The following is a 15,820-nucleotide window of genomic DNA, read 5'->3' as shown; positions in this document are numbered from 1 at the left end:
TTGGTCCCGCCCGCGCCCGCCCGCAAGGGCTGAGACAGCACCATGCGCGGCGCGGGCGGCATGCTGGAGCAGGTACGAGGCGCTGCGCCGGCCCTTGATCGCAGGCTCACGCCGAGCCGCATGGCCGTCGCATTCGCCGCCGGTTGCGGCGGCTTCTTTCTCCTGCCGCGTATGCCGGAAGCGTGGCTTCCCTGGCTGCTGGCGGCGGCTGCTCTGGTCTCCCTGGTGGCGGCGGTGCCGAGCGGCCCGCGGCTGCGCGCTGCCCTGGTGCTGCTGGCAGTCACCGCAGCCGGGGCACTCTGGGCCTATGCGGATGCCTGCCGTCTGCTCTGTGCACCCTTCCCGGAGCGGCTGGCCGGCCAGACCCTGGTGGCCGAGGGCCGCATCGCCTCCCTGCCGGAGGACCGCGGCTACGCCCACCGCTTTCTGTTTCGCATCGAGCACCTGCGCCACGACGGCGAGCCGGCAGGCTTCCGCGGCTTGGTGCGGCTCTCCTGGTACGACGAGCGCCCGGCGCTTCCGGCGGGCGAGCGCTGGCGCTTGGTGGTGCGCCTGAAGCCGCCCCACGGCTTCGTGAACGCCGGTGGGTTCGACTACGAGCGCTGGCTTTTCCAGCGCGGCATCAGCGCCACGGGGCATGTGCGCGATCCGGCGGCCGCCGTCCGGCTTGACGCCGGCGCGGGCGGCTACCGACTCGCGCGCGGTCGTCAATGGCTGCGCGACCGGCTGGCGGCCCTGCTGCCGGACGGCCCCGCGGCGGCCCTGGTGCCGGCGCTGGTGCTCGGGGACCGCGGCGGGCTCACGCCGGCGCAGTGGGAGGTCTTCTCGCGCACCGGCACCAGCCATCTCATCGCCATCTCCGGCCTGCACGTGGGGCTGGTGGCCGGCGTCGTTTTTCTCGGCGTACGCTGGGTGTGGGCGTGGACGCCGGGCCTCGCCCGGCGGCTCGCGGCGCCGCGGGCGGCGGCCGGTGCTGCGCTGGCGGCCGCCGCGGGCTATGCGGCGCTGGCCGGCTTCTCCATATCGACCCAGCGCGCGCTGGCGATGCTCGCCGTGGTGCTGGTGGCCACCATGGCGGGGCGTACCCTGCGACCGCTCTCCGGGCTTGCGGTGGCGCTGCTGGCGGTTGTGCTGCTGGACCCCTCCAGCGTGCTGTCCTACGGCTTCTGGCTGTCCTTCGGCGCCGTGGCCATGCTGCTGTACGCATTGGGCCAGCGCCTGGCGCCGCCCTTTGTGGTGGTGCGCTGGGGGCGGGCGCAATGGGCGGTGGCCCTGGGTCTCCTGCCGCTGCTGCTGTTCTTCTTCGGTCGTGCGTCGCTGGTGGCGCCGCCGGTGAACCTGGTGCTGGTGCCCCTGTTCGGGCTGGTGCTGCCGGCGGTGCTGGTGTCTGTCGTGGTGGCCCTTGTGGGGGGCTGGGCTTGGGCGCTGTGGCCCATTGCCGCAATGCTGGATGCGGGCTATGCGCTGCTGGCCCTGATCGCCGGCTGGGACCTCGCCGGCATGACCCTCGGCGGGCGCGCGGCCTGGGTCTGGCTCGCCGCCGCTGCCGGCGTGCTGCTGCTGCTGGCCCCACGCGGCATTCCGGCCCGCTGGCTCGGTATGGTGTTCTGTGTGCCGCTGGTGGCGGCACGGCCGCCGGCACCGGCGCCGGGTGAGGCCGAGCTGACCATGCTGGACGTGGGGCAGGGGCTCGCCGTGGTGGTGCGCACCGCTGGGCGGACGCTGGTCTACGATCTGGGGGCCGGCTGGCCGAGCGGGTTCAACACCGGGTCCGCGGTGGTGGCGCCCTATCTGCGCCACCGGGGCATCAGCGGCGTCGACACGCTGGTGGTAAGCCATGCCGATCAGGACCACGCCGGCGGGCTCGCCGGGCTGTTGGCAGACCTGGACGTGACCCGTGTGCTGAGCGGTGAGCCTTCGGAGCTCAGTCTTCCCAACGGCGTCAGCGCCGAGCCGTGCCGCGCCGGTGATGAGTGGCACTGGGACGGGGTGACCTTCCGCATCCTGCACCCGCCGGGTCCGGGCGAGTCGGGCAATGATGCGTCCTGCGTGCTGTATGTGGCCACCGGCGGTGCCGGCGTGCTGCTCACGGGCGACATCGAGGCCGGCGTCGAGGCCGGGCTGGTGGCGACCCTCGGTGAGCGCCTGCGGGCGGACGTGCTGGTGGCCGCTCATCACGGCAGCGACAGCTCCAGCACCATGCCGTTTCTGCGGGCGGTGGCCCCGCGCTGGGTCTGGTTCTCCGCGGGCTGGGGCAACCGCTGGGGCTTTCCGAAAGAGGCGGTCGTGGCGCGCGTGCGCACCCTCGGCGCCGCTACCGCCGACACCGCCGTGGACGGCGCCGTCACGCTGCGGCTGCCGGTGACGCCGGGCCCTCTGTCTCCGAGCCGTGCCCGCCAGGTGGAGCCTCGGCTCTGGCGACACCGCCCAACGTCGCTGCCGCCCTGAGCCGGCGTTGGGAGGAACTGCTATGATTCCGGGGTTTTGGGGCCGGCGCAGGGGCGGTGCGAGAACGTGGAACTGAGTGTGCAGGTCTTCGAGCTGCTGGAGGCGGGCGGTTGGCTGATGTGGCCGATCCTGCTCTGCTCCATTGTCGCGATGGCCATCGTCCTGGAGCGCTTCTGGGCTCTGCGCCGCACGGCCATCATGCCGGACGATCTGGTGAGCCGCATCTGGCAGCTGCACCGCCGGCAGCTGCTGAACGACGACCGCATCGCCGAGATCCGCGAGGGCTCGGCGCTGGGGCGGATGCTCGCCGCCGGGCTGGTCAACCGCTTCCACTCCCGGGAGGTCATGAAGGAGGCCATCCAGGACACGGGCCGCCAGGTGGTGGCCGATCTGGAGCGCTATCTCAATACCCTGGGCACCATCGCCGCGGTGACGCCGTTGTTGGGCCTGCTCGGCACCGTGCTCGGCATGATCGAGGTCTTCGGCGTCATCATGGAGGCGGGTGTCGGCAATCCGGGCGTGCTCGCCGGTGGCATCTCCCAGGCGCTCATCACCACGGCTTCGGGCCTGTCCGTGGCGATTCCCACGCTCATGTTCTACCGCTATTTCGACAACCGGGTCGACAAGCTCATCGTCGCCATGGAAGAGCAGGCGCTGCGGCTCATCGAGGTCATGCAGGGCGCCCGCGAGGCCGCCGGCGACGGGGGTGAGCCGTGAACCTGAGGCCCAGGCGCCGGGAGCCCCCGGACATCAACCTGACGCCGCTCATCGACGTCGTCTTTCTGCTGCTCATCTTCTTCATGGTGTCCACCACCTTCAACGACGACGCCCGGCTGCGCCTGACATTGCCGCAGGCCGACGGTGAGCCGGTGCAGGCGGCGGAGATCGACCTGCTGGAGTTGGTGGTGGATGTGTCCGGGCGCTTCTACGTGGACGGGCGGGAGGTGCTCGGCACCGATGCCGAGACGCTGCGCCGGGCGCTTGTGGAGGCGACGGCGGAGGCCACGGCGGAGCGTGCGGAGGAGGACGGCGAGGCGGGTGATGGGGCCGGATCCGAGGCCCAGCCAGGGCTCAGGCCCGTGCTCATTCGGGCCGATGCCAACACGCCCCACCAGGCCGTCATGACGGCGCTGGACGCCCTGGGGCAGCTCGGGATGCACCGGGTGGCCTTTGCAGCGAGCCGCCCGGACACGGGGCCGTGAGCGACGCCGGCAGCCTCGCCGAGGGCACGGGCTCGGGGCGGGCCGTCTACCAGCGTCTGCTGGGCTATGTGAAGCCCTATTGGCGCATGTTCGTGCTCTCCATCGCCGGCATGCTGGTGTTCGCGGCGACGGAGCCCGTGTTCGCGGCCATGATCAAGCCGCTGCTGGACGGCAGCTTCGTGGAGCGGGACCCGAACGTGGTGCGGCTCATGCCCATCCTGCTGGTGGCCGTGTTCCTGGTGCGCGGCATCGCGGGCTTCGTCAACAATTATTGCCTCAAGTGGGTGGGCCGGCGGGTGGTGGCGGACCTGCGCCAGGAGATGTTTGACCACCTGCTGCGGGCACCGACGCGCTATTACGACGCCCACGGCACGGGCCAGCTGCTGGCCAAGCTTACCTACAACGTGGAAAACGTCGCCACCGCGGCGACCTCCGCCATCACCACGCTGGTGCGGGACGGCTTCACGGCGCTGGCGCTCCTGGCCTACATGCTCTACCTGGATGCGGCGCTGTCCGCCATCTTCCTGCTCATCGGGCCGGTGATGGCCTTCTCCATGAAGTACGCCACCCGGCGCTTTCGTCAGTACGGCTCGCGCATCCAGGACCGGGTGGGCTCGCTCACGCACGTGGCGCAGGAGGCCATCGACGGGCACCGGGTGGTGAAGGCCTTCGGCGGCGAGCGGCGGGAGTCCGAGACCTTCTCCGCCATCAACGAGAAGACCCGCTCCCTGCAGATGAAGATCATCGCCGTGGAGTCCGTCAGCGTGCCCGTGGTGCAGCTGCTCTCCGCGGTGGCCATCGGCGTCATCGTCTACCTGTCCACGCTGCAGGGCCTGCGCGAGGACATCACCGTGGGCACCTTCATGTCCTTCGTGGTGGCCATGGGGCTGATGCTGCCGCCCGTGAAGCGCCTCACCGCGGTGAACTCCCAGCTCCAGCGCGGCATCGTCGCCGCCGACAGCCTGTTCGAGCTGCTCGACAGCGAGACCGAGCACGACACCGGCAAGCAGGTGCTGGACCGGGTGCGGGGCGAGATCGCGTTCCGCGGCGTGACCCATGTGTATGACGCCACCAAGGGCCCGGTGCTGCACGGCCTCGATCTGCACATCGCCGCCGGCGAGAGCGTGGCCCTGGTGGGCCGCTCCGGCAGCGGCAAGTCCACGCTGGTGAGCCTGCTGCCGCGCTTCTACGACCCCAGCGAAGGGCAGATCCTGGTGGATGGCATCGACCACCGCGCCGTGACTCTGGCGAGCCTGCGGGCGCAGATCTCACTGGTGACCCAGGACATCGTGCTCTTCAACGCAAGCATCGCCGACAACATCGCCTACGGCACCACCGCCGGTGCCGGCCGGGCGCACATCGAGCGCGCCGCCGAGGCCGCCCATGCGCTCGAGTTCATTCGGGCGCTGCCCGAGGGCTTCGACACCCTGGTGGGGGACCGCGGCGTGCTGCTCTCGGGCGGCCAGCGCCAGCGCCTGGCCATCGCCCGGGCCATGCTCAAGGACGCGCCCATCCTGATCCTCGACGAGGCCACCTCGGCCCTGGACACCGAGGCGGAGCGCCACATTCAGCAGGCCCTGGCGGCGCTGATGGCGAACCGCACCACGCTGGTGATCGCCCATCGCCTGTCCACCATCGAGCACGTGGACCGGGTGGTGGTGCTGGAGCAGGGGCGCATCCTGGAGCAGGGCAGTCATCGGCAGCTGCTCGCGGCCGGTGGGCATTACGCGCGCCTCCAGCGGGCTCAGCTGCACGCAGCGCCAACCGATGCGTCCGTCGCTGACGCGCCCGCCGCTGAAGGGCCCGGCGCCTGAGCGGGCCGGCGCCCCCGCAGCCCTTGAGTCAAAGTCTGAGCCCCACCGCCATCTGGTACGGCCGCGGGCCTGCCGCCCGCGGCCTGTCGGCGCTCCTGGCGCCGCTCGGCTGGCTCTACTGCGCCGTGTCCGAGCTGCGCGCGGCGGCCTATGCGCGCGGCTGGCTCGCGAGCTTCGACGCCGGCGTGCCGGTGATCGTCGTCGGCAATCTGAGCGTTGGTGGCACCGGCAAGACGCCGCTGGTGCGCTGGCTGGCGGGTCATCTGCTCGAGCGCGGGCTGCGCCCCGGCATCGCCGCCCGCGGCTACGGCGCCGATGTATCTGCGCGGTCCGGGCCGGCACATCTCGTTCCCCCGGATGCGGATCCGGCCGTCTACGGCGATGAGCCGGTGCTGCTCGCCGCGGACGCCCGGGTCCCGGTGGTCGTAGGCCGCGACCGGGTGGCTGCATGCCGCGCGCTGGTGCAGCACGGCTGCGACCTGGTGATCACCGACGACGGGCTGCAGCACTATCGCCTGCGCCGGTGCTGCGAGATCCTGGTGGTGGACGGCGAGCGCGGTCACGGCAACCGCCGCTGCCTGCCGGCCGGGCCCCTGCGCGAGCCGGTACGCCGTGCCGCGCGCACGGACCTCGCCATCGCCACCGGCGGCGGACGGCCCGGGGTTGCGGCCCTGACGCTCGCACCCGCCGCTGCCGTGAGCCTGACGCAGCCGGCCCGCACGCGTCCCCTGGCCGCCTTCGCCGGGGCGCGGCTGGTGGCCGTGGCCGGCATCGGTAACCCCGGGCGGTTCTTCCGGATGCTCGAAGCCGTGGGACTCTCGGTGGACGCCCGGCCCTATCCGGACCACCATCGGTTCACGCCGGCCGACGTCGCGGACTGGGGCTTGGGTCCGGTGCTGATGACCGAGAAGGATGCGGTGAAGTGCCGCCGGCTGTCCGTCTCGGGCGGCGCCCGTCGGCCCGAGCTCTGGGCGGTGCCGGTGTCGGCCATCCCGGCGCCGGTCTTCGTCGCCGACCTGGACCGCCTGCTCGCGGCGCGCGGCATCCTGGCCGCACCAGCCTGAAACCTGCCCGCAAGCGGGCCGCACCAGCGCCCGGCGGGCGTGCGAACACAACCCAGGGCAGACATCTGCCACGGAGCCAATGCCATGCAGAACAGCTTTCGCGTCGTTATTCCCGCCCGCTACGGCGCCCGTCGCCTGCCGGGCAAGCCGCTCCTGGACATCGGTGGCAAGACCCTGCTGGCCCGCGTCTGGGAGCAGGCCCGGGCCAGCGCCGCCACCGAGGTCGTCGTCGCCACCGACGACGAGCGGGTGCTCGCACACTGTCGCGAGATCGGCGCCGACGCCGAGCTCACGGCGGGCGCCCACCAGAGCGGCACGGAGCGCATCGCAGAGGTCGTCGCCACCCGCGGCTGGGCGGCGGACAGCATCGTCGTCAACCTCCAGGGCGACGAGCCCTGCATGCCGCCCGAGGACATCGACCAGGTGGCGGCGGCCTTGGCCGCGGCTGGAGACGTGCCGATGGCAACCCTGGCGACCCCCATCACCGAGGCGGCGGAGCTGTTCGACCCGCACGTGGTGAAGGTGGTCACCGCCGCCGATGGGGCTGCGCTCTACTTCTCCCGGGCGCCGGTGCCCTGGCATCGGGACGAGTTCCTGGGCACTCGGGCGCATCTGCCCAGGCATACGACCTTCCTGCGTCACATCGGCCTCTATGCCTACCGCGCCGCCTTCCTCGGGCGCATCGTGGGCTGGGCGCCGTCGCCGCTGGAGATCGCCGAGTCCCTGGAGCAGTTGCGCGTGCTCTGGCACGGCGAGCGCGTGCAGGTGGTGGAGGCGCGCACCGTGCCGGGCCCGGGCGTGGACACGGCCGATGACGTGCAGGCTGCGCTGCGTTGGCTCGGGGCTGCGGCCGGCTGAGCGTTTGTGCGCGGACCTGCCCGTTGCCGCGTCGAGTGAGCTGCGGATGAGATCGGCTTCAGCCGCCGCCGTCCAGGCTCCGGAGCAGACCTGTGAGCTCCGTGGTCGGCTCGCCCTCTGCCGTGAACAGCGGCAGCTCGATGTGCTCCGGGGCTCGAAAGGCGGCGTTGCCGTACTGATCCGGCTGAATGGGCGGCTCCGCCTCTTGGCTTTCCAGCACCAGGCGGCCGTCCGCCGCCAAGACCTCCACGAGCCGCCAGTGACGGCCCGCGTGCAGGCAGCGACGCCCCAGATGGGTGCGCAGTTGGGTCAGGAGCTCATGGCTGGTTTGCATGGCTGGTTTGCATGGTTGGGCCAAGTCTGTTGCAGTGACCACAAGATGAGGGCGGCTCGCCGCCTTTGGCACCCTGTCGCAGCACGCCGGCCGGATGCCCTGTCTCCTGCGTTTGCGTTGAACTTTTGCCAGTTCCGGAACATCGATACCACCGGGCTCGGGCTGTCCATGGAGTGGGACGGCGACGGCAAGCCCCCGGAGCGCTCGATGGCAAGGCTGCAGCTGCGCCTGCCGGACGGTTTCCCCGAGCAATATCGCGACGGCATCGTCCGGGCCATGGCGCTCTGCGCGGTCAAGCGCCAACTTGGGGCGGCGCCGGGCTTAGAGGTGGCTGCCACCGGCAGGAACTGAGCCTGGGTGGGTCGGCCGCGTGCGCAGTGGACGACTTGCCAAAAAAAAGCCCCGCGGGGTCGCGGGGCCAATTCACCACTGAGGAGGTCAGAGGACGGAAACGGCAGAGAGGGAATTTCCGCCTCTGGCCCTTAACAAGCATGTGTGATGCCAACTTTTGCAAAACCGCGCCGCTGCACGTATCAGCACTCGATGATGCGCTGATGGCGCGGTTGACGGCGGCCCGGGCCGGGCCCGGATGGTCGAATACTTACCCTGCGGGCTCGGTTTTGCACCGAATGGGTGCGCCCCGGCGCCGATGGTCCGCGCAGGGAGGCGATTTGCGCCTGGTGCTCGGGCTCAGCTGTGGCCTGGCGCTTTGCCTGGCAGCGGCTCTGCCCAGGGCGGCGGTGGCCGACGAGCGCACCGGCGCCGCGGGCTGGCTCCAGCTGGAGCGGGACCAGCGGACCTACCGCGAGCGGGCCGGCCCCCTCGACCTGCGCGAATCCCGTGAGCTCTCTGCCGTGGAGCGGCGCCAGCGCAACGACCTGCGTGTGCTGGATCAGCGCCTGGATCGTGCCCAGCGCCTGGACCGGCGCCTGGACGAGCACCGGGAGCGGGGCCTCGACCCGGCAGCGGACCACCCGGGCGTCACACGGCCGCCGACCATGCCGCGGCGCGAGGCCGGTATGCCGAGTCACCGGGCGCTGGAGCGCCAGCGCCTGCAACGGCGCATGCGCCAGGAGCGCCAGCCCTTCGGGCGGCTGCGCGAGCCCTGAGGGCCCGGCCACGCCGCCATTGAGGGTGGCAGGTCCGGCCCGGTGCTAAAATTCGCGGAAGGCTGCCATCCGGTATCGACGAAGAGAGTAGGCATGACGCAAACCGCCAAGGTCAAAGTCCTGTTCGTCTGCATGGGCAATATTGCCGAATCGTCATAAGGCACTGATTGTAAAGCGTTTTATTTGCCTTGTGTGCCGTTCTGTGTGCCGCATAGATTCGGCATAACCGCAGGCACACAGACAGGCACACAGCACCATCGGCGGCGCGTGCGGCCCGCTCAGACGGTACCGGATGCCCTGGGCACAGTGCCCGGGCCTAGTGCCGACTCCCGGGCGCTGCGGCGCGTGGCGAGGGCCTCGACGGTGCCGACGGGGTGCCGGTCGCCACCTTGCCGACGGGGTGCCGCTCGGGGCGGTGCCGACCGGGTGCGAGGGCGCCCGCTCGCTGATGCCGAGCCGGTGCGGAGCCGGTGCGCCAGCTCCGGGCCGGTGTCGGCGCTCGGGGCGCTCCCTGGGGCGCTGGCCAGCGGGGAAGGTCCATCGGGAGGGCAGCGCCGGGCGGCGGCGCGTGCGGCTCGCTCAGGCGGCGCCGGGTGCCCTGGGGCACGGTGCCCGGGCCTGGTGCCGGCTCCCGGGCGCCGCGGCGCATGGCGAGGGCCTCGACGGTGCCGACCGGGTGCCCCTCGGGACCTTCCCGACCGGGTGCGAGGTCGCCGGCTCGCCGGTGCCGAGCCGGCGCACCAGCCCCGGGCCGGTGTCGGCGCTCGGGGCGCTCCCTGGGGCGCTGGCCAGCGGGGAAGGTCCATCGCGAGGGCAGCGCCGGGCGGCGGCGCGTGCGGCTCGCTCAGGTGGTGCCGGGTGCCCTGGGGCACGGTGCCCGGGCCTGGTACCGGCTCCCGGGCGCGGGGGCGCATGGCGAGGGCCTCGACGGTGCCGACGGGGTGCCGCTCGGGGCGGTGCCGAGCCGGTGCACCAGCTCCGGGCCGGTGTCGGCGCTCGGGGCGCTCCCTGGGGCGCTGGCCAGCGGGGAAACTCCATCGGGAGGGCAGCGCCGGACGGCGGCGCGCGCGGCGCTCAGTTGTGCCGGGCGGGCGGGCCTGCTTCGTCTGCGGGTCGCGGGCCTTCCGGCGGCGGCAGTCGGCGGCGGTAGCGTCTCGCCTGGTGGGCGCCGATGGCGGCGGCGCGCTTGGCGCGAAGGTTGGCGCGGGCAAGCAGGTTCAGAGATTGCCGGGCGGCTAGCATGGGGGGCTCCATCAATCAGAAAGCCCGCGGCAGCCGAAGCCAGCGCGGGCAAGCCCCGTTGCGGACCGTGGGGCGCCGGCATCACGCATGCCGGCGGTCCATGCCGACATGACCGCGGGAAGCATCACGGCAGCTCGAAGCGCACCGCGTGCGGCGACAGCGGGCAAACCTTGTGGTGGTGGAGGATGCGCGTCTGCCAGGCGTCGGCGTGAAAGTCGGGCTTGATGCGCACTTCATACCGGCGCTCGCCGTCAAGCAGTCCGAGCCCGACAACGGGCCGGCGCTCGGGGTCGGGGAACAGATACCCGGCGGTCAACCGTGAGTCGAACAGCAAGGCCAGCTTGGCGCGGTCTGCGATCTCGCGGACGCTGCCGTCAAGCTCATGGGTCGCGGGCAGTGCGAGGGCGCGCGGTGCCGGTTGCAGCGCGGCGCCGACTGCGCTCTTGAGGTCCCGCAGGGCCTGTGCGGCAGCCTGCAGGGTTGCGGCGAAGCTCGCACCAGCGGTGACGACGTTGTTGCGGCTCGCGTCGAACATCGGCGCCCCATCGAACAGTTGCGGGTTGTCGTTCAGCAACCGGATGAATCCCTCCCGCTCGGCGCGTTGCGCAGCGGCGGCCAGCTCGCGGACGATGGCGGCCAGCTCAAACCACTGGCCGTTGACGATGGCCTGTCGGGTGAACGCGGCAGTGGCGCCGCTGGTCTGCAACGACACCATTTCCCCGGCCAGCTCGAATTCCCACTGCGGGACTGCGCGCATGGAGCCGGTCACGTCGGCGAGGTCGCCGGGCTCGATCCGCGGCGCGCGTGAGGCTCGGAAGTCCGCAAGCTCGAAGGTCCGCATGAATGCGTCATGTTCGCCGGTCGGGGCGTTGTCGGCCTGCGCGATGGCCTGTGCGGCGGCCTGTACCACGTCGATCAACTGCGCGGAACCGAAGGCGCGGCGCTTCACGCTCACCGCCGAATCGCGCGCGCGGTTCAGTTCTGCCACCAGCGGGGCAGCGTCGCTGCGAACGTGTGCGGGCAGGTCCTCGACGCGGCGCGTCGGCTCGTCGGCGAGGGACAGGTCTACGCCTTCCAGCAGGGCCAGCAGGCGCGCGGCGCCCGCGTCGCTGAACGCTTGCGCGAAGGGATGCGCCCCGGCGGTGCGGCCCGTTGCGCCTGCAACGATGGCATCGCGCGCGATCTCGCGTCGGTCGGGCTCGGGAAGGCGCATGGCGTCCATGCTGTCTCGCACATCGCGGGCGCGCGGCGCGTCGCCGGGGGCAGGGCGGTTGATTTGGTACATCACGCGGCCTCCCGCTGTGCAGCAGCGCAGCTTTCGATGTTGACGAAGGTCTGCCCGTCCAGCTCCACGCCACCATTGGGGAGGGCGCGCGCGAACTTGGCGCCGCGTGGCAGCGGCGGGTAATAGATCGGGGTCGCGTTGCCGCCGTCGATCTCGAAGGCAACCGCAACGGTCGGGACCGGGGCGCGGCCGGGCGTGAGAATCCAGCCTGACAACGCGTCGGCGGGGGCGGGAACGATGGTGGACATGGGTCCTGCGCTGTGTGGGTTGATCGTGGCGAGTACTCTAGGCGGCGTGCGCTGCAACCGCAGCAGGCTCGATTTCAGCGGGCGCTTCCTGGTGCTGCGCACACAGCAGGTCATACAGGCGGCGGCGGGACCGCGGCAGCGTGCCGGATCGCGCGGCGGCCTCGATCAATCGCTCGGCGCCCGACAGCGGCCGGCTTGTGCGGCGCTCGCGGCGGCGGATCAACGCGGCCAAGGCGGCGGCTCGCTGCCACAGGGATTCATCCGGCGCTGCCAGGTGCGCGGCTTGAGACAACAGCCGGTCCCGGCGGCGCATGGCGGCAGGGCCTTTCAGCTCCAAGGCGATGGCGGGGTCCAAGCCCGCGTCCAGGCGCGCGGCAACGTCGGCGAGATACTCGCCAAGCTCGGAGCCTGCGAGGGCCTCTGCGGCTTGGTGGATGCGCTCGAGGCTCATTGGCGCGCGCGCTTCGCGATGGCCATCAATACCGGGACCGGCAGCCCGAAGTGTTCGGCGGCGCGCTCGGGCGTCACATCTGCGGCGAGCGCAGCCCGGATCGCGGCGGCCTGGTCGAACGGTGGCACTGTCCGGCCTGCCATCGTCCGCCACAGCTCGATGGACACCAGCACGGCGAGCTCGCGGTGCAGCCCCAACGCCTGCCGCACTGCCTGGGTAAGCTCCCGGGCGGTGCGCTCGGTATCGGGCGTGCACTGCCGCGCGGTCATTCGGCTTGGGGCTCTGCCTGAGACTCGCGAACGGCCTTCTCCAGCGCGGCATGCGTCGCGGCCTGAATGTCGGTGACGGCTTCGGCGAGCAGTGCATGTATGCGGTCCTGCGGTTGATCCGCCAGAACCGGGGCCATGCGAGCCGGCAGTCCGTGCCAGGCGTTGAGGATGATGCCGACGGCGGTCGTCAGGTCCTGCACCACGTCTGCCAGGGGCACCAGCTCACCACGGCGGCGCTGAAGCTCCAGCTCCCGCAGCGCAGCCGACGCTTCGGCCTCGCGCGTCTTGGCGGCCTTGTACTTGTCCCCTTCGGGTTCTTCTTCGCTGCGGTCGGGGCGCTGCTGCGGCCCGGTCGGCGCGTCGGCCTTGGGCCTGGTCAGGGTGGCCCATCGGCGGTCGCTGGCCTCGAAGTCCACCATCTCGCGGCCGTTGATGATGACGGTGGAGATACGTCCTTCCTTCAGCGCGCGGGTCACTGCCGACGGGGCGCAGCCGCGGTGCCGGGCGTACTCGGCCTTGGTGCCGATCTTCCGGGCCGGATCGGGCAACAGCTCTTGTTGCGAATAGTTCTCGGTATCTGTCACGACTGCGACCCGTTTTCTTTCGCCTTAACGTTTCAGATTCAGTTTCACGCTAGGAAACAATCGCGACTCGGTGCATCGCATGGTCGGTGGGTCGGAAGGACCCGCAGTCACGGCGGCGTGTGACTGTGTAGACTCTCGCGAGTCGGTTCCCCACTACCTATATTTTTTTGCATTGACACTTTCTATGCGTAGGGAGAAATACGTTCGCTAGAGTCACACAGTCACACTCGGTTCACTTCGACGGCCCAGCTCATGCCGGCTCTTGACTTCTTGCCCTTGACGACGCGGCGGCCGTCCAGCCAGCGACCGGCATAGCCTCGGAGCAGGTTGCCGAGCGCGCGGGCGTCGGTCTGTCGGTGCCCGGTGGCCTCTTGGATGGCATCTGCGAGGGCCTGGTGTCGCGTCTGCCCCGTCATCAACTGCGCCTCGGCATCGCGGATGACTTCCGGCGCAGTCATCGGCCGGTCCCCATACTGGTCATGCCATGCCGCCAACAGGTCAGCGACGGCGGTCAACTCGTGATCCTGTGACGACAGGTCAGCCGCCGCGTCCAGGGGGTCGGGGAATCCAGCCCAGACAACGGGGCGGCGGACCATGCGGTCCCACAGCTCGAAACTGCCGTAGGGCGTCACGCCAACGTCGGGGGCGCCTGCGATCAGGTATGCACGGACCAAGGTCAGGGCGGCGGCGACGGCTGCGGCGCGATGCGCCCGGGCGTGCGCAACCGCGTCACGGTCGAACCTGCGGCGCTCCGGATGCTCGCACCGCGGATCAAGCCCGATGCGCAGCACGCGCCGGGGGAGGTCGCCGAGCAGCGTCAGGTTGTTGCCGGTGATCAGGGTGGCGACATTGGTCGGGACCCGCGTCACGCGCGATGCGCCCAGCACGCGAAGCGCAACCTCGGGGGCGGTCGCCATCTGGCAATGGATGTCTGAGCGCAGCGGAAACGACAGGTTGTCGTGATTGATGACGGCATCGCCGGCCATCAGCACCGCGCCAATGCGCTTCTCGGTTTCTGCGGCGTCGCGGGTCAAGCTCACCAGCGCGGGCGGGCGGTTCGTGGCGATGGTGGCGAACACTTCTGCCAGCAACGTCTTTCCGCTCCCGGGCGTGGTCGCGTCGATAGCGACGATGGGCGCGGTCGGCAGGATGCGCCGCAACAGCACCGTCAGGATGGCGGCGACGGCGGCCGACTCGTCGGCGGGCGTGGCCCATGTCTGCGCGAAGGTGCCGAGTATGTCGGCGGCGAGATAGTCCAGCGCGGCCGAAGCGTCCAACTTCGTGGGGCTGTCGGGGGTCGGCGGCAGCGGCAGCGCGGCGGCGAGATAGAGCCCGGTCGCCTCATCGTATCCAGGCGCGGCGATGACGCGGCCGTCAGGCGTGACGATGGGCGCGGAAATGAATCCCCGGAGGTCGGGGAACCCGAAGCGGTCTGCGATGGACGCGACTCCATCCACCACGCGCCGGGGCGGGTCGATCGCGCTGTAATCGTTCTTGCGCCCGTCCCATCGCACCAGCTCGCACACTCGGCTGATGTAGACGGCGAGGCATGCGTTGTCCACGGGGCGCAGCACGGGCGAACCGGGCGCACGACTGATGCCGGGGCGCTCGGTGTCGTCGGCTTCGGCAACGCGGGTCAGGGTATCGCCATGCTGATACAGACCCAGCGCGGACGCTGACGCGGCGAGCGCACGGCCGACGGCCTGCACTGCATCGTCCAGGTATCCCGGGGTGCATACGATGGTCCCCGGTGGCGGCTCGGCTGCATCGCGGGCGGCGGCCTGCTTCGCGATGCGGCTCGGGCCGGGCGGCAGCGGTGTCGGTTCCGTCACGGGCCGGTCCTGGTGACGGCCTGGTCGGTGTCGTCTCGAAGCTCGATCTGCGGCCCGGATTCGGCGGCGGCGTCGCAGGTGTCGGCGATGCGGTCCAACAGGCTGCTGAGCCCCCGGGGCAATGGTGTTTGGGTGCCGCTGTTGCTCAGCAGCATAGCCAGGGCTCGCACCTCGTCGGCGACGGTGCGCAGGGTGTCGATGCGGTCTAGGTCGTTCATCGGTGCGCCTCCCTATGCCGCACGCGGGGGCTGTTGCCCAGCGGAACGGATAAGCTCATCGATGGCGTCTGCCGGGATCAACCGGCGGCCTGCGATCAGTACCGAGCGCAGCTCACCAGCATTGATCAGGTCATAGATGGATTTCCGGGAGATGCCGCCGAGAAGCCCGCGGGCTTCCTCGACGGGGTATGCCTTGCGGGCGGGGAATTCAGCCGGGGGATGGTCGATCCCGCCGGGCGCGCTCGTGTCGGGGGCGTTGGCGGTTTCGGGGGTCGCGGGTTTGGATGGCATCTGCTGTAACCGACAGTTGTGAACGACGGTTACAGATTAGCTTGGTCGCTTAATCCTGTATTCCCGTAATTTTTGTTTTTTTCCGGGAACGGCGAGCAGCATCGACGACCTTCTTCCAGGAGTAGTACATCTCCTCTGTCTTGGTTTTGCAGAACCCTATTCTCTTTGCAACCTTCAAGATTGCTTCATTGATGCTCTTAGAGCCCAATCGTGCTTGTTGTACCCAAATGAAAACCTGTTGGCTCCGCTGCCAATCTTTGTGTGTCTGTTGATGCCATCCTTTCGGGCGAGCCACGTTGAAAGCTTCATCCAGCGTTCGCGCGTTCCCGCAGTCGTACATGGCGAGTCCCGAGCGAAACTGTCCGAGCATGTCATCGGGGAGCAGGCATCCCGCGTTCCTTGACAAGGCCAGGCTGATAGCCTGTAAGAGGGCAAAGTTATCACCGTTGCGATACCGATCAATGAGACTCGTCATGTACTGTTTCAGATCAGGATCGGGAAAGTTACCGTCGTCATCATGCAAAACCACGTCCCAACGCATTCCGGGAGGAAGTTCAGGAAGGCCAGTCAT

The 15,820-nt window shown here is 70.4% G+C and carries 19 protein-coding genes; 8 read left to right on the top strand and 11 right to left on the bottom strand.

Features of this window, described 5'->3' with window-relative positions; translation table 11 throughout:
- Positions 1–42: 42 nt before the first annotated feature.
- The 6 genes from QZ607_RS20945 (at position 43) to kdsB (ending at position 7,386) form a co-directional block, all read left to right on the top strand.
- On the top strand, positions 43–2,448 hold the full coding sequence (locus QZ607_RS20945) for a DNA internalization-related competence protein ComEC/Rec2 (protein WP_295886731.1): 2,406 nt from the start codon (positions 43–45) through the stop codon (positions 2,446–2,448).
- A 117-nt stretch (positions 2,449–2,565) separates the two neighbouring features.
- Entirely contained in the window at positions 2,566–3,165 is a 600-nt protein-coding gene (locus QZ607_RS20940; RefSeq protein WP_295886774.1) for a MotA/TolQ/ExbB proton channel family protein, read from the top strand.
- On the top strand, positions 3,162–3,650 hold the full coding sequence (locus tag QZ607_RS20935; RefSeq protein WP_295886728.1) for a biopolymer transporter ExbD: 489 nt from the start codon (positions 3,162–3,164) through the stop codon (positions 3,648–3,650). Before QZ607_RS20940 ends, QZ607_RS20935 begins: the two co-directional genes overlap by 4 nt.
- A complete protein-coding gene (gene msbA / locus QZ607_RS20930; protein WP_295886724.1) occupies positions 3,647–5,464 on the top strand; it encodes a lipid A export permease/ATP-binding protein MsbA in 1,818 nt (605 codons plus the stop codon). The genes QZ607_RS20935 and msbA overlap by 4 nt, the downstream gene beginning before the upstream one ends.
- Before the next feature lie 23 nt (positions 5,465–5,487).
- Complete coding sequence (gene lpxK / locus QZ607_RS20925) at positions 5,488–6,528, top strand: tetraacyldisaccharide 4'-kinase (protein ID WP_295886721.1); 1,041 nt, start codon at positions 5,488–5,490, stop codon at positions 6,526–6,528.
- 84 nt (positions 6,529–6,612) lie between these two features.
- On the top strand, positions 6,613–7,386 hold the full coding sequence (kdsB, locus tag QZ607_RS20920; protein WP_295886719.1) for a 3-deoxy-manno-octulosonate cytidylyltransferase: 774 nt from the start codon (positions 6,613–6,615) through the stop codon (positions 7,384–7,386).
- 58 nt (positions 7,387–7,444) lie between these two features.
- On the opposite strand, the gene QZ607_RS20915 is transcribed toward kdsB, so the two are convergent.
- Positions 7,445–7,720 (bottom strand): hypothetical protein, encoded by a 276-nt coding sequence (locus QZ607_RS20915; protein ID WP_295886715.1) that lies wholly within the window; start codon positions 7,718–7,720, stop codon positions 7,445–7,447.
- A gap of 117 nt (positions 7,721–7,837) precedes the next feature.
- Here QZ607_RS20915 and QZ607_RS20910 point away from each other — a divergent pair, with 117 nt between their 5' ends.
- Both QZ607_RS20910 and QZ607_RS20905 read left to right on the top strand, forming a co-directional pair.
- Positions 7,838–8,071 carry a hypothetical protein gene (locus tag QZ607_RS20910; RefSeq protein WP_295886712.1) on the top strand — a complete coding sequence of 78 codons (234 nt, stop codon included), beginning with the start codon at positions 7,838–7,840 and terminating at the stop codon, positions 8,069–8,071.
- A gap of 320 nt (positions 8,072–8,391) precedes the next feature.
- The gene (locus QZ607_RS20905) at positions 8,392–8,829 is read left to right on the top strand and encodes a hypothetical protein (RefSeq protein ID WP_295886710.1); all 438 of its coding nucleotides are present in this window, start codon (positions 8,392–8,394) and stop codon (positions 8,827–8,829) included.
- Between the two features lie 1,074 nt (positions 8,830–9,903).
- On the opposite strand, the gene QZ607_RS20900 is transcribed toward QZ607_RS20905, so the two are convergent.
- The 10 genes from QZ607_RS20900 to QZ607_RS20855 form a co-directional block, all read right to left on the bottom strand.
- Positions 9,904–10,071, bottom strand: coding sequence for a hypothetical protein (locus tag QZ607_RS20900; protein WP_295886707.1), 168 nt, complete (start codon positions 10,069–10,071; stop codon positions 9,904–9,906).
- A gap of 124 nt (positions 10,072–10,195) precedes the next feature.
- On the bottom strand, positions 10,196–11,356 hold the full coding sequence (locus tag QZ607_RS20895; protein WP_295886705.1) for a hypothetical protein: 1,161 nt from the start codon (positions 11,354–11,356) through the stop codon (positions 10,196–10,198).
- Positions 11,356–11,604: a hypothetical protein gene (locus QZ607_RS20890; protein WP_295886703.1), complete on the bottom strand. Its 249-nt coding sequence runs from the start codon at positions 11,602–11,604 to the stop codon at positions 11,356–11,358. The genes QZ607_RS20895 and QZ607_RS20890 overlap by 1 nt, the downstream gene beginning before the upstream one ends.
- Before the next feature lie 37 nt (positions 11,605–11,641).
- Positions 11,642–12,055: a hypothetical protein gene (locus QZ607_RS20885; protein WP_295886700.1), complete on the bottom strand. Its 414-nt coding sequence runs from the start codon at positions 12,053–12,055 to the stop codon at positions 11,642–11,644.
- Positions 12,052–12,324 carry a hypothetical protein gene (locus QZ607_RS20880; RefSeq protein WP_295886697.1) on the bottom strand — a complete coding sequence of 91 codons (273 nt, stop codon included), beginning with the start codon at positions 12,322–12,324 and terminating at the stop codon, positions 12,052–12,054. Before QZ607_RS20880 ends, QZ607_RS20885 begins: the two co-directional genes overlap by 4 nt.
- Positions 12,321–12,908 (bottom strand): hypothetical protein, encoded by a 588-nt coding sequence (locus QZ607_RS20875; RefSeq protein WP_295886694.1) that lies wholly within the window; start codon positions 12,906–12,908, stop codon positions 12,321–12,323. The genes QZ607_RS20880 and QZ607_RS20875 overlap by 4 nt, the downstream gene beginning before the upstream one ends.
- Before the next feature lie 221 nt (positions 12,909–13,129).
- Positions 13,130–14,740 carry a hypothetical protein gene (locus QZ607_RS20870; RefSeq protein WP_295886692.1) on the bottom strand — a complete coding sequence of 537 codons (1,611 nt, stop codon included), beginning with the start codon at positions 14,738–14,740 and terminating at the stop codon, positions 13,130–13,132.
- Positions 14,737–14,958, bottom strand: coding sequence for a hypothetical protein (locus QZ607_RS20865; RefSeq protein WP_295886691.1), 222 nt, complete (start codon positions 14,956–14,958; stop codon positions 14,737–14,739). The genes QZ607_RS20870 and QZ607_RS20865 overlap by 4 nt, the downstream gene beginning before the upstream one ends.
- Before the next feature lie 12 nt (positions 14,959–14,970).
- Positions 14,971–15,249, bottom strand: a complete 279-nt coding sequence (locus tag QZ607_RS20860) for a helix-turn-helix domain-containing protein (protein WP_295886688.1) — start codon at positions 15,247–15,249, stop codon at positions 14,971–14,973.
- Between the two features lie 49 nt (positions 15,250–15,298).
- Entirely contained in the window at positions 15,299–15,820 is a 522-nt protein-coding gene (locus tag QZ607_RS20855) for a hypothetical protein (RefSeq protein ID WP_295886686.1), read from the bottom strand.

The sequence above is a fragment of the uncultured Thiohalocapsa sp. genome (genome assembly GCF_913063425.1).
In the GTDB taxonomy this organism is placed as follows: Bacteria; Pseudomonadota; Gammaproteobacteria; order Chromatiales; family Chromatiaceae; genus Thiohalocapsa.
The sequence above is the reverse complement of the archived record's forward strand: the minus strand, read 5'-3'. Positions and strand labels throughout refer to the sequence as shown.